The 26,697-nt window shown below is 66.0% G+C and carries 18 protein-coding genes, 1 tRNA gene and 1 pseudogene; 10 read left to right on the top strand and 10 right to left on the bottom strand.

The genetic code is table 11. The features are described from left to right. Nucleotides 1-77: pseudogene (locus tag RYL44_RS06460) on the bottom strand (diadenosine tetraphosphate hydrolase); the annotation flags it as partial. Between the two features lie 124 nt (nt 78-201). Here RYL44_RS06460 and RYL44_RS06455 point away from each other — a divergent pair. After that, entirely contained in the window at nt 202-3,132 is a 2,931-nt protein-coding gene (locus RYL44_RS06455) for a leucine--tRNA ligase (protein WP_314975441.1), read from the top strand. Between the two features lie 6 nt (nt 3,133-3,138). Next, on the top strand, nt 3,139-4,176 hold the full coding sequence (locus RYL44_RS06450; RefSeq protein ID WP_073983139.1) for an Fpg/Nei family DNA glycosylase: 1,038 nt from the start codon (nt 3,139-3,141) through the stop codon (nt 4,174-4,176). A 58-nt stretch (nt 4,177-4,234) separates the two neighbouring features. On the opposite strand, the gene RYL44_RS06445 is transcribed toward RYL44_RS06450, so the two are convergent. The 4 genes from RYL44_RS06445 to RYL44_RS06430 form a co-directional block, all read right to left on the bottom strand. Then, nucleotides 4,235-4,726, bottom strand: coding sequence for a GNAT family N-acetyltransferase (locus tag RYL44_RS06445; protein WP_073983140.1), 492 nt, complete (start codon nt 4,724-4,726; stop codon nt 4,235-4,237). A gap of 85 nt (nt 4,727-4,811) precedes the next feature. Then, nucleotides 4,812-5,456 carry a serine O-acetyltransferase gene (gene cysE, locus RYL44_RS06440; protein WP_073983141.1) on the bottom strand — a complete coding sequence of 215 codons (645 nt, stop codon included), beginning with the start codon at nt 5,454-5,456 and terminating at the stop codon, nt 4,812-4,814. A gap of 91 nt (nt 5,457-5,547) precedes the next feature. Beyond that, entirely contained in the window at nt 5,548-6,480 is a 933-nt protein-coding gene (gene cysK / locus RYL44_RS06435; RefSeq protein ID WP_073983142.1) for a cysteine synthase A, read from the bottom strand. 36 nt (nt 6,481-6,516) lie between these two features. Then, nucleotides 6,517-7,173 (bottom strand): YigZ family protein, encoded by a 657-nt coding sequence (locus RYL44_RS06430; protein ID WP_073983143.1) that lies wholly within the window; start codon nt 7,171-7,173, stop codon nt 6,517-6,519. A 176-nt stretch (nt 7,174-7,349) separates the two neighbouring features. Here RYL44_RS06430 and rpmF point away from each other — a divergent pair, with 176 nt between their 5' ends. From rpmF to RYL44_RS06415, 3 genes are all read left to right on the top strand, one after another. Next, on the top strand, nt 7,350-7,520 hold the full coding sequence (rpmF, locus tag RYL44_RS06425) for a 50S ribosomal protein L32 (protein ID WP_073983144.1): 171 nt from the start codon (nt 7,350-7,352) through the stop codon (nt 7,518-7,520). A gap of 118 nt (nt 7,521-7,638) precedes the next feature. After that, entirely contained in the window at nt 7,639-8,910 is a 1,272-nt protein-coding gene (locus tag RYL44_RS06420) for a cation:proton antiporter (protein ID WP_073983145.1), read from the top strand. 36 nt (nt 8,911-8,946) lie between these two features. Continuing rightward, nucleotides 8,947-9,022 (top strand) — tRNA-Arg (locus RYL44_RS06415). Nucleotides 9,023-9,132: 110 nt separating this feature from the next. Here RYL44_RS06415 and RYL44_RS06410 read toward each other — a convergent pair. Both RYL44_RS06410 and RYL44_RS06405 read right to left on the bottom strand, forming a co-directional pair. Then, on the bottom strand, nt 9,133-9,906 hold the full coding sequence (locus tag RYL44_RS06410) for a Fic/DOC family protein (protein WP_314975440.1): 774 nt from the start codon (nt 9,904-9,906) through the stop codon (nt 9,133-9,135). Then, the gene (locus RYL44_RS06405) at nt 9,899-10,108 is read right to left on the bottom strand and encodes a hypothetical protein (RefSeq protein ID WP_073983146.1); all 210 of its coding nucleotides are present in this window, start codon (nt 10,106-10,108) and stop codon (nt 9,899-9,901) included. Before RYL44_RS06405 ends, RYL44_RS06410 begins: the two co-directional genes overlap by 8 nt. Before the next feature lie 533 nt (nt 10,109-10,641). Between RYL44_RS06405 and RYL44_RS06400 the strand changes: the two genes are divergently transcribed. The 3 genes from RYL44_RS06400 to RYL44_RS06390 all read left to right on the top strand — a co-directional run bounded on the left by RYL44_RS06400 (nt 10,642) and on the right by RYL44_RS06390 (nt 14,860). Further along, nucleotides 10,642-11,625 carry a methylenetetrahydrofolate reductase gene (locus RYL44_RS06400; RefSeq protein ID WP_314975442.1) on the top strand — a complete coding sequence of 328 codons (984 nt, stop codon included), beginning with the start codon at nt 10,642-10,644 and terminating at the stop codon, nt 11,623-11,625. Between the two features lie 82 nt (nt 11,626-11,707). Beyond that, on the top strand, nt 11,708-14,029 hold the full coding sequence (gene metE / locus RYL44_RS06395) for a 5-methyltetrahydropteroyltriglutamate--homocysteine S-methyltransferase (RefSeq protein WP_314975439.1): 2,322 nt from the start codon (nt 11,708-11,710) through the stop codon (nt 14,027-14,029). A gap of 399 nt (nt 14,030-14,428) precedes the next feature. Further along, a complete protein-coding gene (locus RYL44_RS06390; protein ID WP_314975438.1) occupies nt 14,429-14,860 on the top strand; it encodes a winged helix-turn-helix domain-containing protein in 432 nt (143 codons plus the stop codon). A 174-nt stretch (nt 14,861-15,034) separates the two neighbouring features. On the opposite strand, the gene ilvA is transcribed toward RYL44_RS06390, so the two are convergent. Beyond that, on the bottom strand, nt 15,035-16,321 hold the full coding sequence (ilvA, locus tag RYL44_RS06385; RefSeq protein WP_314975437.1) for a threonine ammonia-lyase IlvA: 1,287 nt from the start codon (nt 16,319-16,321) through the stop codon (nt 15,035-15,037). Nucleotides 16,322-16,406: 85 nt separating this feature from the next. On the opposite strand from ilvA, the gene orn reads away from it, so the two are divergent. Further along, nucleotides 16,407-17,054, top strand: a complete 648-nt coding sequence (gene orn / locus RYL44_RS06380) for an oligoribonuclease (protein WP_129582516.1) — start codon at nt 16,407-16,409, stop codon at nt 17,052-17,054. Nucleotides 17,055-17,285: 231 nt separating this feature from the next. Continuing rightward, entirely contained in the window at nt 17,286-18,122 is an 837-nt protein-coding gene (locus RYL44_RS06375; protein WP_390883804.1) for a single-stranded DNA-binding protein, read from the top strand. On the opposite strand, the gene RYL44_RS06370 is transcribed toward RYL44_RS06375, so the two are convergent. Beyond that, on the bottom strand, nt 18,119-18,583 hold the full coding sequence (locus tag RYL44_RS06370; protein WP_314770257.1) for a holo-ACP synthase: 465 nt from the start codon (nt 18,581-18,583) through the stop codon (nt 18,119-18,121). The genes RYL44_RS06375 and RYL44_RS06370 overlap by 4 nt on opposite strands. A 3-nt stretch (nt 18,584-18,586) precedes the next feature. Further along, a partial coding sequence (locus tag RYL44_RS06365) for a polyketide synthase (RefSeq protein WP_314975435.1) occupies nt 18,587-26,697 on the bottom strand: 8,111 nt, incomplete at its 5' end.

The raw sequence follows: 26,697 nt of genomic DNA, 5'->3' as shown, positions 1-26,697 counted from the left end.
GCGACGCACAGGTCGTCGGCCCACACGAAGCGTCCGGGCCACACGCCCGAGATGATGTTTTCAAAGACAGTGCTCATGCGACTATTGTCACCTATTTGCGCTCGCTTCGGTAGGTGGGCGCGTCCGGCGGGGCGGGCGGGGGTGAACTACGCTGGTGGGGAGTATTGTTACGCGACCCATCGTTAAGCGAGGAACGCACAGATGAGCGAAAATCCGCAGAGTGCCCCGGCCCAGCGCTACACCGCTGAGCTCGCCGGTCAGATCGAGACGAAGTGGCAGGACCGCTGGGAGGAGCTGGGCACGTTCTACGCGGACAACCCCACGGGCGACCTGGCTGGCCCGCTGGCCTCCCGCAACCCTTTCTTCATCCTCGACATGTTCCCCTACCCCTCGGGTAAGGGCCTGCACGTGGGTCACCCGCTGGGCTACATCGCGACCGACACGCTGGCGCGCTACCGCCGCATGAAGGGCGACAACGTCCTGTACACGATGGGCTATGACGCTTTTGGCCTGCCCGCTGAGCAGTACGCCGTCCAGACCGGTCAGCATCCGGCTATCACGACGAATCAGAACATCGCGAACATGCGCCGCCAGCTGCGCCGCATGGGTCTGTCTCACGACTCGCGCCGCTCGTTTGCGACGACCGACATTGAGTACGTGCACTGGACGCAGTGGATCTTCCTGCAGGTCTTCAACTCATGGTTCGACCCCGAGGCCACGGCACCCGACGGCTCTTCCGGCGCTGCCCGCCCGATCGGTGAGCTGATCGCCAAGCTCGAGTCAGGTGAGATCCGGCCGGAGGATGGCTCGGACTACAACTCCCTGGACCGCGCCGCCCAGGCCAAGGTCGTCGACTCCTACCGCCTCGCCTACGTTTCCGAGGCCCCCGTCAACTGGTGCCCCGGCCTCGGCACGGTCCTGGCCAACGAAGAGGTCACCGTGGACGGCCGCTCCGAGCGCGGCAACTACCCGGTGTTCAAGCGCAACCTGCGCCAGTGGATGATGCGCATCACCGCTTACGGCAAGCGTCTGGTCGACGACCTCGACACCATCAACTGGCCCGAGAAGGTGCGCACCATGCAACGCAACTGGATTGGCCGGTCAGAGGGGGCTACCGTCCGCTTCGACGTGCCAGGCGCGCGTGAGGCTGGCGCCACCCCCGATTTCCTAGACGTGTACACGACGCGCCCCGATACCCTCTTCGGCGCGACCTTCATGGTCGTCGCCCCCGAGCACCCGATCCTCGGAGGAACCGCCGGCGGCGACGCCGGCGACGAGGCAGCCCTCACCCTACCTGTCTCCTGGCCGGAGGGCACGAAGGATGCGTGGACGGGCGGGGCTGCTTCCCCGGCGGCGGCCGTGAGCGCCTACCGCGCCCAGGCCTCGGCCAAGTCCGAAGCCGAACGCGCCGACGAGGAACGCACCAAGACCGGCGTCTTCACGGGCCTCTTCGGTATCGATCCCGTCAACGGTCGCGAGGTCCCGATCTTCGTCGCCGACTACGTCCTGTGGGGCTACGGCACGGGCGCCATCATGGCCGTGCCCGCCCACGACGACCGCGACTGGGCATTCGCCCGCGCCTACGACCTCGACGTCGTGCGTACCATCGGCCCCGCGGACGACCCCTACGGCCCCGACCTCGAGGCCGGAGCCTACACGGGCGACGGCGTGGCCGTCGACTCCGCGAACGACGAGATCGACCTGAACGGCCTGGCCAAGGACGAGGCCAAGGCCGCCATGATCGAGTGGCTGGTCGCCAAGGGTCTGGGCCACGGCACCGTCACCTACCGCCTGCGCGACTGGCTCTTCAGCCGCCAGCGCTACTGGGGCGAGCCCTTCCCGATCGTGTGGGACGAGGACGGTGTCGCGCACGCCCTGCCCGAGGAGATGCTGCCCGTCGAGCTGCCCGAGGTCAGCGACTACAGCCCCCGCACCTTCGACGCCGACGACGCCGAATCCTCGCCCGAGGCGCCGCTGGGCCGCGCCGAGGAGTGGGTGAACGTCACCCTCGACCTGGGCGACGGACCCAGGCGCTACCGCCGCGAGACCAACACGATGCCCCAGTGGGCCGGTTCGTGCTGGTACGAGATGCGCTACACCGACCCCACGAACTCCGATCGCTTCGCCGACGTGGAGAACCTGAACTATTGGATGGGGCCGCGCGAGGGTAAGGCTAGCGGCGGTACCGACATGTACGTCGGCGGCGTCGAGCACGCGGTCCTGCACCTGCTCTACGCCCGCTTCTGGCAGAAGGTCCTGTTCGACCTGGGCCACGTGCCCGACTCCGAGCCCTACCACACGCTCTTCAACCAGGGATACGTCCAGGCCTACGCCTACACGGACTCTCGCGGCCAGTATGTGCCCGCCGACGAGGTCGAGGGCGACGAGACCAGCGGCTTCACCTACAAGGGCGAGCCCGTGGGCCGCGAGTACGGCAAGATGGGCAAGTCCCTGAAGAACATCGTCACGCCCGACGAGATGTACGACGCCTACGGCGCCGACGTCTTCCGCGTGTACGAGATGAGCATGGGTCCCCTCGACCTGTCGCGCCCGTGGGAGACCCGCGCGGTCGTCGGCTCTCAGCGTTTCCTGCAGCGCCTGTGGCGTAACGCCGTCGACGAGGAGACCGGCGAGCTGACGGTCACTGACGAGTCCTCGGATGAGGCGACGCGCCGCCTGGTGGCGCGCACGATCGCCGAGGTCACTGACGAATACGAGAACCTGCGTATCAACACGGCGATCTCCAAGCTCATCGTCCTCAACAACCACCTGACCAGCCTGGATACTGTCCCGCGTGACGCGATCGAGCCGCTGGTCCTCATGCTCGCCCCCGTCGCCCCGCACGTGTGCGAGGAACTGTGGAGCCGCCTCGGCCATGAAAACTCCCTGGCCCGCGAGCCCTTCCCGGTCGTCGAGGATACCTCGCTGCTGGTTCAGGATAAGGTCACGGCCATCGTCCAGGTCAACGGCAAGGTGAAGGCGCGCCTTGAGGTTTCTCCCGCGATTTCCGAAGCCGACCTCGTCGCCGCTGCCTTGGCTGAGGCGCCGATCGTGAGGGCCCTCGGTGGGGCGCAGCCTCTCAAGGTGATCGCCCGCGTGCCGAAGCTGGTTAACGTCGTCGTCAAGAAGTGAGGTCTCATGCCTGAAGGCGATGCAGTCCGTCGCCTAGCCGGTACCCTCGACGAGCTTTTCGTCGGGGGTATCGTCTCGGCATCGTCCCCGCAGGGGCGCTTCGCGTCCTCGGCCGCCCTTCTGGACGGGTGGGTCATACAGCGTGTGCGCGTGCATGGCAAACACATGTTCATCGGTTTTGTCGCGCCCACCCCGGGTGAGGTGTACGAGGCCGGGGTGGACCTCCTCGAGGGCGCCGCGGCCGGCAGTGGTGAACCCCTCCTCGGCGAGGATGCTCCCTGGCCGGACCGGTGGGTGCACATCCACCTGGGCCTGTACGGCTGGTGGCGCTTCAACGGTGACGAAACTGTTGTTGATGAGGGGCACGGTGTCGCCCACCGCATCCCCAACGCCCAGAAGGGGGAGTGGAACGGACACTCCGAGACCCGCTGGGGCGAGGGGTTCGGCGAGGCCAAGGCGGGCGAGTGGGAGCCCCCGGAACCGGTCGGAGCCGTGCGCCTGCGCCTGTTCAACGACCACGCCGTCGCCGACCTCGTGGGTCCTAACCGCTGCGACCTCATCACGGATGAGGAACGAGTCGTAGCCGAATCGAAGCTGGGGCCCGACCCCCTGGACGCCGGGGCTCGCTCCGACGCCGAGGCTATGGAGCGTTTCGCCAAGGTCGCCCACTCGAAGAAGCGCGCGATCGGCGAGATCGTCATGGACCAGTCGATCATTGCGGGCGTGGGTAACATCTACCGTGCCGACGCCCTGTTCCTCGCGGGTATCTCACCGCACCGCAAGGGTGCCAACATCTCCCTCAAGCGCCTGCGGGAGTTGTGGGTCCTCATCTGTGACCTCATGAACCGCGGCCTGGCCGCCGGGCGCCTAGACACGATGGACCCGCAGGAGGCACCCAACCCGCCGATCGAAGGGGACGAGGAGGCCTCGCGCTGGTACGCCTACCACCGCACAGGCCGTCCGTGCCTGCGCTGCGGGACGCCGATCCGCGAAGCACTCATGCAGAACCGACGCCTGTTCTGGTGTCCGTCCTGCCAGCGCTGAGCGCAAGGATTCCTGCGGGGGGAGCGCGGGCCGCGGCTCGCGCTCCTGCCCGTGCAGATCAGGCGATTTCCTCGAATCCGAGAACCGAGTAGAGTTCTCGAGCGCCGCCGTGGCGCCTATCCAAGCGCAGGGCAAGGGAATCGAAACCCCAGTTCGTGCACCTGGAGGCCACCTCTGAGATGAGTGCAGTCGCGATGCCCCGCCGACGGTAGTCCGGCGCAACGATCAGGTCAACGACGAAGGGGCCATCGGGGGCATCATCCCAGGGTGACTCACGCACGACGAGGATCGCGCCGACGAGTGTGCCGCCGTCCCATGCGCCGACGAAAGAATCTTCGGTTGTTTCGCCGAAGGCGCCTTCGAAGGTGAGACGGAGTTCCTCGGAGGTTTCAAGAAGTGCCTCGGGCGTGACAGCGTCGTCGTACGCCTCGAGGGTGAGCGCCGCAAGAGCGGGAATGTCGAATGTTGTGAGCGTGGCGATCTCAATACCCTGGGGCCGATCCGCCGCTGACAACGCGTCCAATGGGGCATGTAGAGTTCGAGCGTCCATAAACCAACTATAGGTGAGGGTGCTCACTTTGTCGCGGTTCGTGAACGAATTCTCGACGGGTATTGCCCCAGACGAGCCGACAGGCTCAGATGTAGAGCGCCGGCTCCTCAAAGAAATAGCTCGGATCGACGATCAGATCGCGGTCGCGGGTATCCTTTTCTGGCTTGGGCAGCAGACGCGCGGGCACGCCGATCGCTACGTTGCCGCAGGGTACATCCTTGACGACGACGGCGTTAGCGCCAATCTTGACGCCGGTCCCAACAGTGATAGGACCTAAGACTTTTGCTCCTGCGCCGATCATGACATGGTCACCGACTGTGGGGTGGCGCTTACCCGGCGTCATGGCGACGCCGCCCAGGGTGACACCGTGGAAAATGACGACGTCATTGCCGACCTGCGCGGTCTGGCCGATGACGACGCCCGTCGCGTGATCGATGAACACACGTCGACCGATCTGAGCCTCGGGGTGGATGTCCACCCCGGTGACAGCACGGACAACAGAAGACAAAGCGCGAGCAGGCGTGTGAGCGCCGAACTGCCACAGGGCGTGGGACACGCGGTGAGTCCACAGGGCGTGCACGCCCGGGTAGGTCAGGGCGATCTCCAGAGAGGACGTGGCCGCAGGGTCACGCCGACGCGCGGTCATCAGGTCTTCGTGGAACAAACCGAGCGCCCTCGTGGGGAACACGCCAGAAAAAATGCGCGACAGGGCGTGGACGGTGAGCTTCACGGGTTCCTCCTCCGGTGGATGGATACGGCGAGTGCGCAAGTGGCCCCGGACATTCTATCCGGGGCCACTCTAACGCGTCATGACGGGGTGTTCAGTCTTCAAGACCGGCGAACAGTGCCGTCGAGAGGTAACGCTCACCCGTGTCAGGCAGCAGTGTGACAATCTTCTTGCCGACCAGTTCGGGGCGAGCCGCGACCACGGCGGCCCCCGCCAGGGCAGCACCCGAGGAAATTCCCACGAGCAGGCCCTCTTCGGCGGCGGCGCGGCGCGCGAATTCAAGCGCGGTCGCGGTCTCGACGGAGACGACTTCGTCGATGAGAGCCGCGTCGAAGGTGTCGGGCACAAAGTTAGGCATGAGGCCCTGAATACCGTGAGGGCCGGGGGCGCCGCCGGTCAGCAGGGGAGACTCGGCGGGCTGCACGGCGACGATGTGCACGTTCGGGTTCTTGTCTTTCAGGACGCGCGCGACGCCCGAGATGGTGCCGCCCGTACCCACGCCGGCGACGAACACGTCGACCTGGCCGTCGGTGTCCGCCCAGATCTCCTCGCCCGTGTGAGCGATGTGCGCGGCGGGGTTCGCGGGGTTCGTGAACTGGGAGGCGATGATCGCTCCGGGGCGCTCGGACGCGATGCGCTCAGCCTCGGCGACCGCGGCGGAGACGCCGCCCTTCGGGTCGGTGAGGACCAGTTCGGCGCCGAAGGCGCGCACGATCGCGCGGCGCTCCAGGGACATGGAGGAGGGCATGACGATGACGACCTTGTAGCCCCGCGCCGCGCCCACCATCGACAGGGCGATGCCCGTGTTGCCGGAGGTAGCCTCGACGATCGTGCCGCCGGGGGCCAGGGCTCCCGAGGCCTCGGCAGCGTCGATGATTGAGCGCGCGATGCGGTCCTTGACGGAAGAAGCAGGGTTGAAGGACTCGACCTTCGCGACGACGTCCACGTCGTCGCCAGCGATGCGGTTAATGCGAACGAGGGGGGTGCCGCCAATCAGATCGGCGACGGTGGAGGCGATGCGAGCCATGAGGGGTCCTTCCAAGAAAGTGGTACCCCCGAATTGTTATCCCCCGCTCGGAGCCTCGTCTAGTTCAACCCGGCGCGTTTCCACGTAGCGAAACTTTGCAACACCCGACGAGGCCTGGGCCAGGCACGCGTCAAAGGCGTCACGCTGCGCGGGGTCGATACCAATCGTGAGCGTCACCTCTTGAGTCCACGTGGCGTCCAGGATTGAGGCTCCACGCGCGCGCAGCTCCGCTTCGATGCGACCAGCATCAGCGGGATTCAAGCATGTTTGCAGCACATCGCGTTCCACGAGGTAAGCGATGGGAGCTGCGGCCACCGCCTCGGACACGGAGGTTGAATAGGCGCGTACGAGGCCGCCCCCGCCGAGCAGAATCCCACCGAAGTAGCGAGTGACGATCGCCGTCGCATTCCACGTGTTGGAGGCGCGCAGAGCTTCCAGCATGGGGGTTCCCGCCGTCCCCGATGGTTCCCCGTCATCGGAGGAATGCTGCAGGGCAGCGGCGTCCGGCGGATCAATGAGGTACGCCGAGCAGTTGTGACGCGCCTGAGGATGCTTCGTTTTCACCTCGTCAATGAGCGCACGAGCCTCCTTCGGAGTGTCCGTCCTGGCCAGTGTCGTGATAAAGCGTGATCGCTTGATCTCGATCTCGTGTGTGAGGAGCGTGCCTTGGGCGAGGGTGCGAAGAATAGGCATGGGGAAAGTCTAGGGGAGCCCCGCCGTTCCCAGTCTGTAACCAGAATCGCAGCCATGCTCCTGCGCGCAATATGCCGCACGAGCGGGCTCCGTGGTAATCTAGTTGGGTTGTCGCCGTGCGCCCGCGTGGCGCACCGATCAAAATAGTCGTCGAGAAAGAAGAGGAGCGGTAAGACATGGCAGTTCCGAAGCGCAAGATGTCCCGTGCGAACACCCGCACCCGCCGGTCTACTTGGAAGGCTGATCTTACCGAGCTGAACACCATCAAGGTTGCCGGCCGTGAGATCCGCGTGCCCCGCCGCCTGGCCAAGGCATACAAGAACGGTCTCCTGGACGTCGAGGGCTGACCTCGCATCCATGCACGGGCCCGGGACTCGTCGTCCCGGGCCTTCGTTATGCCCTACTCTCGTGCCACACGCCTGAGGGCACCGTGTGCCCGAGCGTGACACACGCAAAGGAACGCACATGAATCTGACGACCACAGTCCTCGCCGCGAGTTGGGGAGCGAGCCACGGCCTCGTCGCAGTGTCCGGAACCACCGACACCGGAGGGGCGATTGTGTCCCTCTTTGTCATCGCAGCAGTGGCAGCGCTCACACCATTGTTGGCCTCCCTCACACGCAAGCGCGTACCCGACGTTGTATGGCTCCTCATCCTAGGGGTTATCGTCGGCCCGGGCGTGCTCGGGCTAGCAACCCTGACAGAGCCGATCTCAGTGTTTCGTGAGGTCGGCATGGGCATGCTTTTCCTCATCGCCGGAACCGAGATCGACGTCGCACAGGTGCATGGGCAGGCCGGTCGGCGTGCCCTGGTTACGTGGCTCGCCTGCTTCGCCATCGGACTCGGCGCGTCGTGGGGCGCCGTCGCGGCCGCCGGGACGACGGGCGTGGAGAACTCAACTTACATCGCGCTGGCTATTGCACTCACCTCCACCGCGCTGGGCACCCTGCTGCCTATCCTCATGGAAGCCGGCGTCATGGGGACCACGATCGGCAAGGCCGTCCTAGTTCACGGGGCTATCGGCGAACTCGCGCCCATCATCGCGATGTCCCTGCTACTGTCAGCGCGCAGCCCCTGGCTTTCCTTCGCCGTGCTCATGTTCTTCGTGCTCGCCACCATCGTCGCCGTCGCGATCCCCACCCGCTTCGTGCTGCGCCACCCCGAGATTGGGCGCACTATCCTTCATGGCGCCCAGACCTCACAAAAGACCCTCATGCGCGTCGTCATGGTCATCCTGACAGGCCTCATGGCCCTGTCCGCCGTCTTGGATTTGGACATGGTGCTCGGCGCGTTCGCCGCCGGCGTCATCGTGCGCGCCCTGGCCCCCGGTAATTTCACGATGATCGAGGGAGAGTTGCGCACGCTCGGCTTTTCTTTCCTCATACCCCTCTTCTTCGTCACATCCGGCATGACGATTTCGCCGGGCGCCGTTACCACCCACCCGTTCCTGCTCGTCTCTTTCATCGGGGCGATCCTCCTCGTGCGCGGTCTGCCCATCGTTGTGTTAGAGCGCTTCCACGGGACCGTCGAGAGAGTTAACTGGGCCGATGCAACGCGCATCGGCCTGTACAGCGCGACTGGCCTACCTATCATTGTCGCTGTCACCGGCCTGGCCTCTTCCACGGGGATCATCCCGACCTGGCTGGCATCCCTGTTGGTCGTCGCCGGTGCACTGTCGGTGCTCCTCTTCCCGTTGCTGTCCTTCCTGTTGGGCCGCGCCGTTGGAAAGCGCGACTAACCTCCGCTAGTCTTACAAGCAGCGCACATGCGCCACGCCTCCGTAGCTCAATGGATAGAGCAAGGGCCTTCTAATCCCGAGGTTGCAGGTTCGAGTCCTGTCGGAGGCGCCACCGATCCGCACCGGATGAGTGTCGCCGTGCCCACGCCCGCGTGAGACGCGCCGACGACGAGCGGGGAGTCGATCATCCGACGTTGTCCGGATCCCCGGTTCTGTGTGCTCTCAACGCTGCTCAATGGGAACGATGGGCCGGGCGCGTCGCTGGTCCTCAGTCAGCGGAGTGATCATGTCGGCGAGGGTATCGGCCATCGGAGTGTGATCGTGGTAGTCCTGGAAGTAGTAGCGCGCCGCGACGAAACGTTCACGAACAGGGTTCGTGACGCCAGCCAGTCGATCCTCGCGACTCGGAGGTAGGAATGCTCTCGCATCCAGGTGGTAGCCAGCGTGGTGGGCGAGTTCGGAGAAGAACACGAGCTGCGAGCGCGTGTTTCCCTCGCGGAAGGAATGCACGACGTTGAGAGACACCCAGCGTAATGCTAGGTTGTCGACGAAGTCGCCCAGTGCCAGTCCGCGTAGATAATCGGCCTCCTTGAGGAGAGCGTACTCGTGTGTCGCGGCCTCGGTCAGCTCCCGCCCTGCTGACGTATATTCGTGCGGGACCGAATAGTCGCGCGGATCAAACTTGGGGAACGCTGACACATCGGGGCCGAACTTAATCATTGGCCCGCCCGTGGGTGCGCTGCGTTCCTGGCCCGCCCACACGAAGGTGTCCTGGAAGATGTGACGATGAATTGCCTTCATGTGGTCGTAGTCGAAGCGGCCCAGGAGAGGGGAGCGTGTGAGTTCCATCAGACGCAGCCGCGCCCAATGCTCCTCCAACGCACCGACCACCACCATCGACGGTATGCCGTTGGGGAAACGTCCTCCGCGAGTGAACTTGTTACGCATCGCGTGGGTCCCTGGGATGAAATAGGCATCCCACGACGGATCACTCATGATCCACGCCAAACTTCGCGCAGAGGTATTCCTCACCGAGACGCCCCGCTTCCTCGACGGTGATCTCGCCGGTCGCTGCCTTTGCGTGAAGCTCACGCAGATAAGGATCCGAGACCGTATGCCCCGCGAGATACAGGGCAGCGTCAGCAAAATCCAAGCAGTCTTGCGGTGTCACAGACGCTACCGTGCGGATGTTGGACATATGAATCCTCCTCATCGGGTGACCGGCGTCCATACTGGAAAAGTTCTCAGAGGTTCGACAATAGCTCAGCCGTACGAGGTCGTGGCCCCTTCGGGGGACACGTGCGGCGCTCGCACAGCGGCGTGGGGCGTTCCGTTGTCAGCTCTCCACATGATACTCGCGAACCAGGCCAGGAGAGTGAGTGGATGGGTACGAGACTGAGCCGCCGGGCTGGACTTGCCGCTTAGGAAAACTCGTCGCCGGGGGAGTATGAGCGAACCAACTACTGGCAGGAGTCCATCTCGGGTCACGTGAAATCGCGCTGTCACAAACTCCCGTTACGTGGACCGCCCCTGCGTGACCTGCGCGAAGGTGGAGATACTGGGGTCATGAACGCGCGAACGAACATCATCCGTCGCATGTGCGGGTCGATTCGTGCCCGAATGTGCAGCTGACACCGACGTCCGCCATCCACAGGCCCCGACCCGCCGTCACAACATCAGATGCACGCATGTGCACGCAGGCGGGACGATGCCGCGACCGAAGAGTTTATTGTGTCATTCTCCGACGACGATTACGCCTGTCCTTGCACCCACGACCACGAACCCACGCTCTTGTCCTTCGAGGTCATGCCTCCACGCAAGCCCTCCCTGGAAGCCTCGTTCTGGGACACGGTTGACCATCTCCTTCAGGTGCGTCCCGATTTCATGTCAGTGACCTACGGCGCGGGTGGCAAAGACCGCAATAATGCCCGCGCAACGGTTCAACGCCTCGTGCGCGACACCCCGATTCAGCCGATCGCTCACCTGACCTGCGTGGGCAATTCGACAGCCGAAGTCGTCTCGACCGTGTACGACTACTTAGAGTCGGGCGTACGAACCTTCCTCGCTCTGCGCGGCGATCCGCCGGCCGGTCAGGAGGACTGGACGCCCGGACCCGGCGGTGTCGCCAGCGCCACCGAACTTATTCACCTGATTCGCACGGTTGAAAAGCGCCGCTGCGACGCACACCCGGGCGAGGCTCTCCGCTCCGCCTTCAAACCCCTGACCATTGCCGTCGCCGCGTTCCCCGCGGGCAACCCCGCCGCGGGAACGACCCCTTCACAGGAGGTGGAGCGTCTCCTCGTCAAGCAAGCGGCAGGCGCGTCCTTTGCGATCACCCAACTGTTCTGGGACGCCGACGTCTATTCCGCCTTCGTCGAGCGCGCCCGCCGGGCAGGCGTCACCATCCCGATTGTTCCGGGAATCCTTCCCGCGACCGACCCGGCGCGCCTGCGCCGCGTCCAGAGCCTCACAGGTATTGAGGTTCCCGAGCAACTCCTATCCACCCTCGCCGGATGGGATGACCAGGAACGCCGCAATGAATTCGGCGCGGCCTTTGGTTCCCGCCTCATTCACGCAGTCCTGGACGCGGGCGCCCCGGGCGTCCACCTCTACACCTTCAACAGGGCCAAGCCCGTCTTGGACATCCTGGCCCTCATGGGAGTGACGCCCGACCCCCAGTGGTCCCCGGCCTCGCACCCCTTGACGCGCGACTGAACGCGCCCCTTTATCCACCCCGCGGCCGGGTGCGGGCCAAGCCCGCGTGCGCCGCACGAGTAGCACACCCAAGGAGAACACCATGTCCGCTGCCACCGCGCAGTTTCCCACCGCCACGATCCTGGCCTATCCGCGTATAGGCCGCGAACGTCAGCTCAAGCGTGCCCTCGAGGCCCGCTGGGCGGGTCGTATAACCGACGCCGAATTGCTTGACGCGGCAGACGAGCTGCGCAAGGAAAACCTGTCGCGCCTGGTCGCCCTTGGTCTTGACGCATCCGATGCTTCGCTTGCCGATGCGCCCTCCCTGTATGACCACGTCCTGGATGCCACGGTTCTCCTGGGTGCCGTCCCCCCGCGTTTCGCTGGACGTGAGGGCCTTGACCTCTACTTTGCTCTCGCTCGCGGCGACGACAAGGTCGGTCCCGAAGAAATGACGAAGTGGTTCGACACGAACTACCACTATCTGGTCCCCGAGATAGGACCCGACACGCCTCTGCGCTTCGCGGATGACACGGTCGTGCGCCGCTTCACGGACGCCCGTGAGTGGGGCTACGTGACCCGCCCCGTCCTGGTTGGTCCCGTCACCTACCTGGCCCTGGCTAAGGCCGACCCAGCTACCCCCAACTTCGATCCGCTCACCCGCATCGACGAGGCCGTGGCCGCATACGCGGAGGCACTGGCCTCCCTGCGCGCAGCGGGTGCCCCGTGGGTTCAGCTTGACGAACCCGCCTTGACATCCGACAACCTTTCGCACAGTCGCGCCGAGCTAGGCGAATTGGCTGTCCGCGTCTACGAGCGCCTCGCAGCCGCGACCGAGCGCCCCCAGATCCTGCTCACCACCCCCTACGGCGATGCCTCCCACGCGGTGGGCGCGCTGGCAAAGACTGGAGTCGAGGCCCTCCACGTCGACACGCTGCGCGGTTCCCTGCCCAAAGGAGCGGATCTGTCCGGCGTTACCCTCGTTGTCGGCGCTATCGACGGTCGTTACGTTTGGCGCGCCGACCTCGCCCAGGCGCGCGAGACCCTGAAGGCAGCGCAGGCCCTGAGCGCTGGCCGCGTCACCGTCGCCACCTCCAACTCCCTGCAGCACGTGCCCCACGACACCGCGCTGGAGACCTGGGACGACGCGACCCTCAACGAGAACCTGCACGCCTGGCTTGCTTTCGCTGATCAGAAGGTCGTCGAGGTGGTGACCCTGGCACGCGGACTGGATGAGGGATGGGAAGCCATCGACGACGAGGTCGCCGAGGCGTCTCGCGTCCTCGCCCAGCGCGCTGCCACTCCTGGCGTCGTGCGCCCCGAGGTCCGCGCGCGTGCAGCTGGACTGACTGAGGCCGACCGCACCCGCGAACCTTACTTGGAGCGTGAGGCCGCCCAGGCCGAGCGACTGCACCTGCCCCCGCTACCCACGACGACGATCGGGTCCTTCCCTCAGACCACCGACATCCGTAAGGCTCGCGCCGCCAACGCCCGTGGTGAGCTGTCTGACGCGGACTACGAGGCGCGCATGCGTGAGGAAATCGCCTCGGTGATCACCCTCCAGGAAGAGTTGGGCCTGGACGTTCTCGTCCACGGTGAGGCCGAGCGTAACGACATGGTCCAGTACTTTGCGGAACTGCTTGACGGTTTCGCTGCGACACGCAACGGCTGGGTACAGTCCTACGGCTCTCGTTGTACGCGTCCGTCCATCCTGTGGGGCGACGTCTCCCGCCCTGCACCCATGACCGTGAGCTGGACCACCTACGCTCAGTCCCTGTCGGATAAGCCCGTCAAGGGCATGCTCACAGGTCCGGTTACGATCATCGCGTGGTCCTTCCCGCGAAATGACCTGCCCCTGGCCGAGATCGCTGACCAGATCGGCCTGGCCCTGCGCGACGAGGTCGCCGACCTCGAGGCCGCCGGTATCGCCGCCATCCAGGTCGACGAGCCCGCCCTGCGTGAACTCCTGCCCCTGGATGCCGACCGTCACGCCGACTACCTGAACTGGTCGGTGGGATCCTTCCGCCTGGCCACCTCCTGCGTGCGTCCCGACACCCAGATCCACACCCACCTGTGCTACTCCGAGTTCGGCCAGATCATCGACGCCATCAAGGGCCTGGACGCCGACGTGACCTCGATTGAGGCGGCGCGCTCGAAGATGGAGGTCGTCCCCGAGCTAGCCGAGGCCGGCTTTGATCACGGTATCGGCCCCGGCGTGTGGGACATTCACGCTCCCCGCGTGCCTAGCGTCGAAGAACTCGCTGAGCTGATCGGCCTGGCTGCTGACGCTGTTCCGGTCTCGCGCCTGTGGGTTAACCCCGACTGTGGCCTGAAGACGCGTGGCTATGCGGAAACGAAGGCGTCGCTGGACAACCTTGTCTTCGCTACTCGGCAAGTGCGTGCCCAGCGTGGCCTGGACGGCTGAAACGTCGCCTAGGCGTTGAGGTGAGGGGCGGGACCGAAAGGTCTCGCCCCTTGCCATAGCAGCATCATCGCAGGCCACCCACGGCAACGAGGCCGAGACGGAGTATGGGAGGTGGTAGTTCTCGTCATGCGCCGTGCGATGACATCGAAGAACACACACTCATCCGACGCACATACCTGTTACACAATCTCACCTATTGAACATAGTGTTGCTGCCTTGGCCAGGCTTCGACAAACTAGAGCCATGACGACCTTCGCGAACCCTATGTGCTGCCCCTCCGGCGGCATGATCTCGCGAATGTGTATGTGATTGACGCCCCAGATACACCTGTCAATCACCGCCGCAGTGATATACCCACGTCGAAAGTGGGAGTGCGGCCCCGAAGAATCGGATACACCCATGACTCTCGTCAACGCCCCCGCCCCCTCCGTCCGCAACGCCGACGACCGCCCCACCTCCTATGAGGAATTTCTGGATGTGCTAGCTGGCCTGCGTCTAAGTTCCTCCCGCATCGACATTGACATCGACCGCGGACAGGTCACTCTCGATGGGCGCGATGCGGGACTGTCCGCCAAAGAACACGACCTCCTCGCATACCTGGCCGCTAACGCCGACCGCGCTGTCACCCGCGACGAACTGTTCGCATCCGTGTGGGCCCACGCGGACCTCGGAGCCGACTCGCGCACCGTCGATGCTCACATTCGTCGCTTGCGCAAGAAGCTCTCCGCGGCTCCCGACCTCATCTCGACGGTGCGCGGCGAAGGCTACCGCTTCAACTCCACGCCCGCGGTGCGCGTGCGCGTCACCCGCCCCGTCGCCCTCGCCGCCTGATCCACTCCTCGCCACGGCCCCGCCGCAGCACCCGACCCGGCCACCGCGCGCACGGCCCATGCGACAATCCCGGGCGGCTCCCATCCCAGACACGCGCCCGCGGACAGCAATAAAAGAGAGGGGCCACGGCCTCGTCCACCGAAGCCGCGCCCCTCTGCGACGCCGAGCCCTCTCTTAAATCACGAGCCGCGTGATCTCAGAATCCAGCGGCAGCTCCTCCACGTGCAGGGGAGAGGCCTCCATCCGATGCCGAAGCCCGTTGATGTCATCCGGGTTGGTCAGATCGATGCCTACGAGAGCGGGTCCGAGTTCACGGTTGTTCTTCTTCGTGTACTCGAAGTGCACGATGTCGTCCGCCGGTCCCAAAACATCCTCCAGGAACATGCGCAGCATGCCCGGCTGCTGAGGGAACGTCACGAGGAAATAGTGGCGCAGGCCTTCGTGGCGCAGCGAACGCTCCATGACCTCCGCGTAACGCGTCAAATCGTTGTTACCTCCTGACACAACGCACACGATCGCGCCGTCGCTGCGACCCAAAAGTGCCTTGCGATCGGACGGATCCGTCAAGAATACGTGCGCGGCTGTCGAAGCGAGGGCGCCAGCGGGTTCGGCGATAACGCCGTCGGACTGGTAGAGCTCCAGCATTTCCGTGCAGACCGCACCCTCGGGTACGACAAGCACGCAGTCAACGAACTGAGAGGCAATGTGGAAGGGTAGTGCCCCCGCGCGACCCACTGCCGTACCGTCCACGAAAGGATCCACCTTCGCCAGAGACATCGGCTGGCCCGCCTCGAGGGCCGCATGCATCGACGCTGCGCCCGCAGGCTCCACACCGATGATCCTAACCTCCGGGCGATTCGCACGCAGCCACGTCGCGATGCCCGCCACGAGGCCACCGCCGCCCACCGGGATCAGGACGGCCGCCGTATCCGTCGGCATCTGCTCTTCGAGTTCAACGCCGATCGTTCCCTGGCCCGCGATCGTGAATGGGTCGTCGTAGGGATGAACGTACGTGCGTCCCGTCGCGCGAGCCGCCTCCTGGGCGAGAGCATTGGCTCGATCAAAGGTACCGTCTACGATGACCTGCTCGACACACTTTCCGCCGATCGTCGCAATGCGGCGACGCTTCTGTCGGGGAGTATTCGACGGCAAATAGATGGTGCCCCGCACGCCCAGATGCGCGCACGCATAAGCCAAGCCCTGCGCGTGGTTACCGGCCGAGGCACACACAACACCGCGTTCACGCTCAGCGGGTGACAGGAGCGACATACGCGCATACGCTCCGCGAACCTTGAAAGAACGGCACTTTTGCTGATCCTCACGTTTGAGGAGAATATCGACGCCGGCCTCGGAGGACAGGCGCTCCGAGCGCTCCAGGTTCGTACGCACGGCCACCCCTTCCAGGGCGGTCGCAGCCTGACGGATGTCCTTGGGTGTGGTCACGTGAGAACTAGCGGGCATGAAAACTCCTTCCAATACCCTTCCAGTGTAGTAGTGGCCACCGCAGCCGCGACCCGCCCAACCGTATGACGAGTCGCGCACTAACATAGAGGGCGTGAAAACTCTGAAAGACCCCCTGGTCTGGATTGACTGCGAAATGACAGGCCTTGATGTCGCGCGTGATGCCCTCATCGAAGTGGCGGTTGTTGTCACCGACGGCGACCTGACAATCGTCGACCCCGGCATGGACGTTCTCATCACACCTCCTGCGGACGCGTTGGAGAACATGAATGACTTCGTGCGCAACATGCATACCTCCTCCGGACTGCTTGATGACCTGCACACCTGTGGCGTGTCGATGGAAGAGGCAACCGAGCAGGTCCTGTCCTACATCAAGCGTTTCGTGCCCCAGCAAGGCAAGGCCCTCCTGGCTGGTAACTCGGTGGGCACCGACAAAATGTTCCTCGAAGCGAACATGCCTTCCGTCGTCAACCACCTGCATTATCGCCTCGTGGACGTCTCCTCCATCAAGGAGCTTGCTAAGCGCTGGTACCGCGCGGCCTTCGCCGAGTCGCCCGAGAAGCATGGTGGTCACCGTGCTCTGGCCGACATCCTGGAGTCTATTCAGGAGCTGGAGTACTACCGTCGCGTTCTGTTCCCCTCCGAGCCCGTCACAACGGAGCATGCCCGCGAGGTTGCACGCGAGGTCATTGCTCTGGGTATTCCAGCGACGTGCGAGATACCCGAGGCCTGACTTCCCCCACGCATCAGCATTCGGCGGCATCCCGGTGAGGGGTGCCGCCACGCGCGAGTCCTGCATGCGCTGCGTGTCCACAGGGGATGGTTCGTGTCACGTTTTCCACAGGGGGTCGCGGGTGTCTGCATCTATCCACAGAACGCGTCTCCTGGCTTGAAAGGCGGAGGATCGCGGGGTTTCCTGGAGGTATCCGGCACTCGCCGGGCAGTATCGGAAAGGGAAGCAATGATGCAGGACATTTCAACGACCCTCAAGGGGCGTATCGGTTCGGTCCCGACGATGAAACATATCAAGGGAGACACGTGCGTGACGACGTTTCGCCTGGCAATTCCCCGCTGGCGTTTCACGGTCGATGCGCGCACGGGCAACGCCTCCTACGTGGAGGATGGCGCCTACTGGTACACGATTGAGACGTGGGACAAGCTAGCCGACAACGTGGTTCGCTGCTGCTGCAAGGGCGATCCGGTGATCGTGGTGGCCCGACCTGTCCCGAACGCGTGGGTGGACGCGAACGGGCAGATCCGTTCGTCTATTGTGTTCCGTGCCAGCGCTGTTGGGCATGACATGGCGAAGGGCACGTCGCGGTACACGAAGAACGGGGCTCATTCGACGCAGGAGCCGGCTGCTGGCAGCCCGAATGATCCTTTTTCGACGAGGACCGAACACTCTGGGCGCGAGCCGCTTAGCGAGACGGAGACGGTGTGCTGTACCCCCGTGCCGGACGGAAACATAGCGGGTGAAGGGGCGCATGGGTTGGTTGGTGCGCAGCCGCAGCACACTTGTGCTCTGGCAGAGAACCCGGTCGATGCGCGAACTGGTGACGCAGGCCAGGAACCGGCCGCGGTGCAAGGAGTGCCGACCAGTACGGCCTTGCAGGTGCGCGACGGGTGCCCACCAGTCGCCCCTGCCCCGTATCCGCACGACGGGCCCGAGGAGGACTCCTCGGACCCGTGTTGGCAGTCGGTGTCGCGTTTCGACTATTCGGCGGTGAAAGGGACCCCCAAGGCCTCGGATGAGACTGGAGAAGAGCCGGAGGAACCCGCGCCGCCCGAGGATCTTTTTTAGCCTGGCGTGTCGGCGATGATCACTTGAGCGATCGCGGTTGGTCCGTCGTGGCTGATCGAGACGAGTACCTTCCACGATGAGGAGGAACCCAGCGATTCCACGCAGGCGGCACTGACACGACCGTGTAACGCGATGGCGGGTCGGTTCCACTCATCGTGGATGACCTCGATCTCGCGCCAGTCGACCTCGTCTGTCCCGATGAGGGGAGACTGACCAAAGAGCGCGCACGACCACGCCTTGACGAAGGCCTCCTTCGCGGCCCACAGGCCGCCCGCGTGACGAGCCACGGCCGCGTCGTAGCGGGCGGAACCGGGATGCGCGCCCGAGGTCGCGGCGGCGCGTGCGCGGACCCGGCGGGTCTCCCGGGGCGTCAGTACGCCCGCCAGGAAGGCCGAGCCTGGCTCCCTCACCTGAGCGGCAAACTCAGGGAGGGACACCAGGTCAACGCCGAGTCCGCGCATCACTCACTTGCTTTCCGGCAGGTGATAGAAGCCGTCCTCGCCGAGGCGAGCGTTTGGATCCAGCAGGATCGCGGCCTCGACCTCGTGCGCATCACCCGCGACGCCGGCAGCCGGATCGTCGGGCAGTCGTCGTGCATCAATCGAGGTGAACAACGGGGCGTGGCCCAGCATACCCATCTCGATGTGACGCTGACCGCTTCGTAGGCGACGATCGGAAGCAGCACGCCAGGCATCGAGTGCGTCGCGACCGAACTCGCGCTCCACGATGGCCTCGAAGGCCGCGGGGTTGACAAGGGCCAGGAAGCCGGAGACATGTCCGAAGCCGAGCGAGGTCGCGAACGCCGCGCGCACCGGACCGCGCGAGTTCAGATTCAGCGGGGAACGCAGCCACACGAGCGGGCTGTACTGTTCCATCGCGTCGTCAACGCAGTCGAGTGCGACGTTCGCGGGGATCATGCCCGTGCGGAACACGTCGATGATACCGCCGACCTGGAACACGCAGGCACCGCCCTTCGCGTGACCCGTGAGGGTCTTCTGCGAGACGACGAGCAGCGGGTTACCGGGGGTGCGGCCCAGCGCCTTGCCGACGCGGGTGTGCAGGTCCGACTCATTCGGGTCGTTGGCGTTCGTGGACGTATCGTGCTTGGACACGAAGGACACATCGTCGATACCGACGCCGAGTTCAGCGAGGTTACGGGCGATAACGGAGTGTGCTCCGCCGCGTGCCACCGCGAGGGCACCCAGGCCGGGGGCCGGGATCGAGGTGTGTGCGCCGTCGCTGAAGGTCTGCGCGTGAGCGACGACCGCCAGGACCGGCAGGCCCATCTCGAGCGCGATCGAACCGCGGGTCAGCAGCACCGTTCCGCCACCCTGCGCCTCAACGAAGCCGCCGCGGCGGCGGTCGTTGGCGCGCGAGACGAAGCGCGGGGAGATTCCGCGAGCGAGCAGGTCGTTCGAGTTCGCGGTCGCGTTCATCGCTCCGAAGCCCACGATGGACTCGACCTGGATGTCGTCGATGGCGCCAGCCACGACGAAGTCGGCCTTACCTGCCTTGATTTTGTCGAGGCCCTCCTCGATGGATACCGCGGCGGTCGCACAGGCGCCAACCGGGTTGATCATCGAGCCGTAGCCGCCCACGTAGGACTGCATGGTGTGGGCTGCGACCACGTTGGGCAAGGTCTCCTGCAGGATGTCCTGCGGGTAGTCTTCGCCCAGGAAGCGGTCAACGAAGAGCTTGTGCATCGACCTCATGCCACCGAAACCGGTGCCCTGCGTGGAGGCCACGGTCGCCGGGTGGACGATGCGCAGCAGTTCGGCGGGACTGAATCCTGCGGACACGAAGGCGTCAACGGTGGAGACCAGATTCCACACGGCGATCGGGTCGATTGAGTCCAGCATAGAGGCCGGGATGCCCCAACGCGACGGGTCAAAGTCCGTGGGGAACAAGCCACCGATGCGGCGGTTGAGGGTCGCGCGACGCGGCACGCGCACCTGGGCGCCGGACTTGCGGGTCACCTGCCACTCGCCGAACGCGGTCTGCTCAATGACGGTGAACTGCGGGTCAGCCTCGGCGTAGGAGCGGGCCTCGGCCTCGTCCTCGACCGTGAACGTGATGTCGCGGTCCAGGAAGACCATCGCGGACTCGGGCGTGTAACCGTCGTGCAGTGGGCCGTCGTCGTGGAAGAAGCGCACACCGGAGCGGGCCACGACCTCGTCACGGTAGCGTTCGAAGATCTCCGACTCGGGGACCAGCTGATCGTCCTTGTCGTACCATCCGCCTACGGGGGTGTCCGACCAGGTCAGCAGGCCGGTCATCCACGCCAGTTCAAGAACACCCGCGGGGGTGAGGTCGACGGTGCCGTCGGTGTGAATCCCGAGTTCAGCCTGGACACGGGTACGGGCGCTGCCCCACGGGCCGACCTCGCCATGACCGACGATGACGACCGTGTCGGCCAGCGACGCGGAGGTGTCACCCCACTGAGCGGGCTCGACGTGCGGCACGGTGACCTGCGAGGGCGAGGGTAGCGCGGACACGGTCGCGACCGGCTCGGTGGCTTCGACCTCGGGCGCGGTGGCCTCGACCTGGGCGCGCAGGGCGCGCAGGTCGATGGAGGAGTTCAGCCCGCCGGTCAGGTCGGCGTTCACCGGAGCGATGGCAGCCTGGGCGCGGACCTCGGCGCTGGAGAGCTTGAGTAGCTGCTGGGCCATTTCCTCGGTCGACCAGGTGCGAACGCCCGCAGCCTCGACGGCGGCGACCATCGGGTCGTTGCCGCCCATCAGGCCGGTGCCGCGCACCCAACCGATTCGCGGGTGAGCGATCGACACGCGCGAACCCCAGATCGGCTCGGCGGCCCAGCGGGTCGCGATCGCGTCGAAGGAGGCCTTGGCCTCGGCGTAGGCGCCGTCACCGCCGAAGATGCCTCGGTTGGGGGAACCGGGCAGGACGACGTGCAGGCGGTGGTCGGCGTGCGTGTCGGAGCCGATCGCGCACAGGCCGGCGATGGAACGCTCGACGCTCCACAGCAGCAGGCGCATCTGGTTCTCAGAGGCCGGGCCCGCGTCGGCGAGCGTGCCGGAAACGCGCGGAGCAGCGAACGGGTAGAAGAGCGTCGGGACCAGGGCTTCCTTGGTCACCTTCACGTCGGCGCCCACGGACTTGGTCTGCTCGGTGCCGATCCACTCCACGAGCGCGTCCACGTCGCGGTAGGAGGCCAGGTTCGCGGGAACCAGCCACAGCCTCGCGCCGCCCGCGGCGTGCGTGCGGTACAGCTCCTTGGCGAAGGCCAGGCGTGAGGCGGAAATCGACGAGGAGGTCGCGATGACGGTCGCGCCGCCGGCGAGCAGGCCGCCCACGACCGCGCCGCCGATGGAGGCGGGGGTCATGCCGGTGACCACTGCGACGTCGTTCGCGAAGGGCAGGTCCGCCGCGGAGGAGGACGCATCGACCGCGATCTGCGCGAGGCGGTCGGCACGGTTCGCGTCGCCTTCCGCGCGCAGTCGGTTCGCCCAGTACGAGGCCTGCTTAGCAACGGCGCGGCCGGTGCCCACGAAGGACGCGCCCTCGGCGAGGGTGCCTTCGATGGCGAAGCGTGCGACGTCCTCACGGGCAGAGGCCCAGCGGTCGTCCAGGAGGACGGCACGGGCAGCATCGAAGCGAGGCTCGACCAGGTCAACCCAGCCGGACCCCAGTTCGGCGGCGACGGCGTCGATGACGCGCGCGTCGTCGTTGGATTCTTCGCCCGTGGGGGCGGGCGCATTCAGGCCCAGCTCGGACAGGATCGTGCGAGCCGTCTTGGCCAGGACACCGTCCTCGCCCGTCACGGATGCGGCGTAGGCGTCCAGTGCCGCGGAATCCACGACACCGCCACCACTTGTGCCACCGGTGCTGGGCAGGGACACGGCAATACCTTCGCGGGCAGCGACGGCGGCCACGGCCGCGTCGATGAGTGCATCGACACCCGCGCTGTTCGTCGGCGCGTCCACCGGCAGGGTTGCCAGGTCACCATCGCGTGTCGAGGCACCCTCGCGGGTTCCCAGGACGATCTCGGCGGTGACGTGCTGGGCCCAGCCGGCACCGAGCTGCCACGTGCCGGTGACGCGCTCGGCGATGCGGGCGGCCTTAACGCCAGCGGCACCGAATAGCTTGCGCGTGCGCTCCTTGACGGCTTCGGCCAGGACCGGACCGAAAGGCTTGTATCCCTTGGCGGCCTTGTCGACCGTGGCGGATAGGGTGGCCACGTCGGCCTCACCGGCGCCGTCGATAGAGTTCAGCCCCAGCTCGGAGGACATGTCCATGAGGAGCTGATTGCGACGCGAGGACACGCCGTTGGTCAGTGATTCGGTGGTGTCGGTGGCGCCAACCTCGTCGATGCGGATCTTCGCGGACAGTGCTAGCAGGGTTCGAATCGCGGAGGAGGCCGTGAAAGGCAGGTCCGCGACGTCGGCGCCCGAGGGGCCACCGGTGGGCGCTGCGGGGGCCGGAGCCGGGGCAGCCTCCGCGGCGGGAGCCGGAGCAGCGGGCGCGACCTGGGCTGCAGGAGCCGGGGCGGCGACCTCGACGATCTCCTCGTCGTCCTCGTCCTCGATCACGGCGACGTCGGTCGCGTAGACGCGGGACTCGTCGCGCTGGACGTTAAAGACCTCGACGCGCGAGAGCGCGAACTCGGGGGCGAGCAGCGTGCGCGCGGCCAGGTTCGCCAGGGTTGGGGCGGCGCCGAGGCCGACCTCAATGACCTGATCGACGCCCAGGCCGACAACGCCGGGGGCGGCCTCTTCGGTCGAGAGCAGTACGCGCTGCGTCTCGATCCAGCGCACCGGGGAGGCAAACTGCCAGCACAGCAGCTCGATGAGAAGTGTGCGGGTCAGAGCGCCTGGGTTGGCCAGAGCCGCGTCCCACGCGCCGGGAGCCTCAAGCAGCTCGCGCACCGTCTCGGAGGGGACCACGTCGAGGATGGACTGGGCGAACTCGCGGGTGAGTTCGAAGGGACGCGCCACCAGGTTGGGGATGTAGCGGCCCACGAGCTTCGCGGGATCGATCTCTGCGGGAATACGCTCGTCAAGCTTCGTGCGGAAGTCCGCCACGCCGCCTCGCAGAACGGTGGAGTGGAAGGGCACGTCGATGCCGGGAACGTACATGAAGGGGCGCTTGCCGCCGCGCTCGGCGGCGCGCTTGGATGCGTCCCCCTCGAGAGCCTTCAGGCCCGCGACCGTACCCGCGACCGCGTACTGCTGGTCGGCCAGGTTGAAGTTCACGATCTGGAGGAACTCACCCGAGGCCTCGGCGATCGAGGCGACGTACTCCACGACGTGAGCGTCGTCCACGCCGAACTGGTTGGGACGCAGGGCGCCCATACGGTAGTTCGAACGGCCGTTCTCGTCGCGGGGCACGAGCGAGTGCATCGTGGAACCGCGCTGGAAGACCAGGTCGAGGACCGTCTCGAGCGGGAAGACCTCGGCGTAGGCGGCCAGCGCGTCGTACTCGCCGAGGGAGTGACCGGCGAAGGCAGCGCCGGGGACCAGGACGCCCTCTTCGCGCAGGCGAGCCGTCTGGCCGATCGCCAGCGTCGCGAGCGCGACCTGCGTGAACTGGGTGAGGTTCAGGACGCCCTCGGGGTGGCGGTAGGTCACGCCACGCGCCACGATCTCGGTCGGGTTATCGCGCACAATCGCCAGGATGGAGAAGCCCATCGCCGAGCGCGTGTGCGCATCCGCGCGGCGCCAGACCTCGTCCACAGCCTTGGACTTAGCGCGCTCGTCCAACCCCATGCCGGCACTCTGGATGCCCTGTCCGGGGTAGACGTAGGCAACCTTCGGGGCGAAGGTGTAGGCCGACGCGCGAGACACAACCTGCTTGTCGATACGGCAGGTGACCTCGAGGGACAGACCGCCGCCGACGACGCGACCAACGCGCTCGACAGCGATCTCAACCTCGTCATTCAGGTCCACGGTGCCGTACATGTAGTACGTCCAGCCGGCGATCTGGGCACCGCCCTGGTCACCAACAACGGCCTCGGCGGCGTGCTGAGCAGTGGCCGACAGCCACATGCCGTGCACGAGAGGCGCGTCCATGCCAGCGACCTTAGCGGCCGCGTAGGAGGTATGGATCGGGTTGTAGTCGCCAGAGACGATCGCAAAGGGCGTCATGTCGTCCGGGGCCTTCACGTTCACGCGGCGCAGGACCGAGCGGGGCGTGTCAACGACCTCGACAGTCGCGCCACCGAAGGGAGCGGCCTCGGAGGGGGCGCGGTTGCCGGTGGCGCGACCACGGATCGCGAAACGCTCCTGCGTGGAACCCACGTGCTCGCCGTTGGCGGTTAACTCGAGCGCGACTGTGACGATGCGACCGGAGGAGGATTCGTCGACAGCGGCCACATAGCTGGTCACATCAATCGTGGTGATACCGCGCTCAAGCATCTGCTCGGGCGTGCACTCCAGTGTGATCGAGTGATCGAGGTGGACGGCGTTCAGAAGACCCTCGATGACTGGGTAGTCATTGTGGATGGCCGAACCAAGAGCCGCGTAAATCGCGGGCCATGCGGGGCCGAGCAGGGCGTCGGGCGCCCAGGCGGCCAGCTCGTAGGTAGCGGGCAATGCGGCGCCGGTCGCCTCTGCGTGGTCAAAGCCCAGGGTCGGAGCCAGCGTGAAGGAGTAGTGGGCCTCGCCGAAGGCAGACTTGGTGGAGGAAATCATGACGGGGAGCGCATCGACGGTGTCGCCCGCGACTGACACGGAGGTCACGCCCGCGGTGGCCGCGAGCATCGCGTACATGTGCTGAGGCAGCTTGGCCTCGTCGATGACGGGAACCGCGCCATCCTCACCGGACAGGACGAGCGGGAAGATCAGCTCGCGCACCGCGTGCTTCTCGGCGCCGCGCGGATCGGAGTCCCAGGCGGTGTCCAGGTGGATGACCATGTCCACGCCGGTGTCGGTCGCCTTCAGGGAGACACGCTCCTCGTCGAGGATGGCTGCAGGGTTGGTCATGAGGTGGCCGGTCCATGAAATGAACGGAACCTTACGCAGCCACTCCTCGCGGGTCGCGGCCGGTTTGCCGTTGCCCAGGCGCGAAGCGACGGGGGTTGCCACCACGCCGGAGTCGGCCAGACGAGAAGCAGCTGCGGCCTCGAAGCGGCCCAGCAGGGAGGCGACGGGTTCGTCGACACGATCGATACCGGCCACGGAGACCGGGCCGGGGATGATACGGACCTGATCGGCGCTGTAGCGCTCGTCTTGGGCCTGCCACAGGCAGTCCTGGCCCCACCAGCGGATGAGGTCATCGTCCAAGATCGGGACGAAAGGCATCGGCTTGGGGTAGGAACGGCACAGGGCCGGGAACCATGCGGCGTCGATCGGTGTAACGTGCGTGGTCGCCGCGTTCGGGTAGGCGGCCATCAGGCGATCGGCGGCGGCGTGGGCGTCGGCGACGTCCTCGACGGTCGGGAACAGAGTCTCAACCTCGCCGTGGTCCACGGGGGCCAGACGCGCCTCGACGCGCTGGAGCAGATCGTGGTAGCGGATCTGCCATGTCGGATCAACCCACGGGTAGGACAGGTCGGCGAAGCGACGCACCCAGGCCTCGTAGGTCATCTCTTCGAGGTCGCCGAAGTAGGGCTTGGCCGTGTGGGAGAGGATCTCGACGATCTCGTCCTTGCGGGCGCGCACCTGGGCGCCGTCGGAACCGATCTCGGCGATGATGCGCGCGGCGGCGGCCGCCGCGTTAGAAACCTCGTGCATGTCGGCGCGCAGGTGGGACAGGCCCGACGTCATGCCGCCGCGGGTCACGCCCTCGCCGACCCAGCCGTCGAACTCGTCGCCGGCGGGCACGCCCGGTGTGGCCACGAGCAGCTCCTTGACAGCCTTCGTCGTGTGCGCTTCCTTCGTGGTCATCGCGGCGGTACCCACGAGGACGCCGTCCACGGGCATGGGCGGGCGGCCGTAGCGGGCCGACCAGTCGCCGGTCAGGAAGTCGGCGGCGCGCTCGGGGGTACCGATGCCGCCGCCCACGGTCAGGACGATGTTGGACTGGGCGCGCAGCTGCGCGTAGGTGGCCAGCAGCAGGTCGGAGAGGTCCTCCCAGGAGTGGTGGCCGCCGGAGTGGCCGTCTTCTACCTGGACGATGACCTTGATCGGGTCGGCCTCGCGGGCGATCGCAATCACCTTGCGGATCTGGTCGACCGTGCCGGGCTTGAAAGCTACGTAGGGGAAGCCGTCGGCGCGTAGCTGCTCAATGAGGGCCAGCGCCTCGTCCTTCTCGGGGATGCCCGCGGAGACGACGACACCGTCAATGGGGGCCCCGGACGCGCGCGAACGTGACACGATGCGGGCCTGGCCGAACTGCAGGTTCCACAGGTAACGGTCCAGGAACATGGAGTTGAACTCGGCGGTGTGGCCGGGGCGCAGCTGGGCGCGCAGGCCCGCCAGGTTCTCGTTGTAGACCTCTTCGGTCACCTGGCCGCCGCCCGCCATCTCGGCCCAGAAGCCGGCGTTCGCGGCGGCGGCAACGATCTCGGGATCGACGGTCGTGGGGGTCATGCCGGCCAGCAGGACGGGGGAGCGGCCGGTGAGGCGCGAGAAGGCGGTGTCCACGACGGTCTTGCCGTCGGGCAGGGTCACGAGGC

This window comes from Actinomyces bouchesdurhonensis (assembly GCF_963540955.1).
GTDB classification, from domain to species: domain Bacteria; phylum Actinomycetota; class Actinomycetes; order Actinomycetales; family Actinomycetaceae; genus Pauljensenia; species Pauljensenia bouchesdurhonensis.
The sequence above is the reverse complement of the archived record's forward strand: the minus strand, read 5'-3'. Positions and strand labels throughout refer to the sequence as shown.